The sequence below is a fragment of the Pseudoalteromonas atlantica genome (genome assembly GCA_007988745.1).
Classification (GTDB): Bacteria; Pseudomonadota; Gammaproteobacteria; order Enterobacterales; family Alteromonadaceae; genus Pseudoalteromonas; species Pseudoalteromonas atlantica.
The window spans coordinates 1-703 of sequence record BJUT01000131.1; the positions used below are offsets into that span (position 1 = coordinate 1).

General features: G+C 41.8%; 1 protein-coding gene. It reads left to right on the top strand.

The features are described from left to right. Positions 1–15: 15 nt before the first annotated feature. The coding region (locus tag PAT01_RS20035) for a transposase (RefSeq protein WP_154946071.1) at positions 16–703 on the top strand (688 nt) is incomplete at its 3' end.

The following is a 703-nucleotide window of genomic DNA, read 5'->3' on the forward strand; positions in this document are numbered from 1 at the left end:
CAGGCAGAGTGTCTTATGGCAATTGCAAGAAAGCGACAAGTAAGTTTGGTTGATACAAAATACTATCACTGTATTTCACGGTGTGTTCGTCGTGCATTTTTATGTGGCGAAGACCGTTTCACTGGTCAATCTTACGAGCATCGACGAGGATGGGTTGAAGATAAGCTGGGTGAATTAGCTAAGGTATTTTGTATTGATGTGTGCGCTTATGCCGTAATGAGCAATCATACCCATTTAGTACTGTATGTAGATGATAAAAAAGCAAATAGGCTGAATGATAAAGCGATTGTTATTCGCTGGCATAAACTCTGTAAAGGCACATTACTAACGCAAAAATACATACAAGGCGAGAAGCTAAGTAAAGTTGAACTCACCTTTTTCAATCAAACGGTAAAACAATACCGAGAACGTTTAGCAAGTATCAGCTGGTTTATGCGCCTGTTAAATGAAGATATAGCGCGAAGAGCAAATAAAGAAGATAATTGCACAGGGAGGTTCTGGGAGGGGAGATTCAAATCGCAAGCTTTACTTGATGAAGCCGCAATTGCAGCGTGTATGGCCTATGTAGATTTAAACCCCATTAGAGCCAAGATGGCTAACACGCCAGAAGAGTCAGACCATACCAGCGCTCAAGTACGCTTAATATGCGCAAAAGAAGGCAAGCAGCCAAAACAACTACTTCGCTTTGCAGGTTTGCCACGTC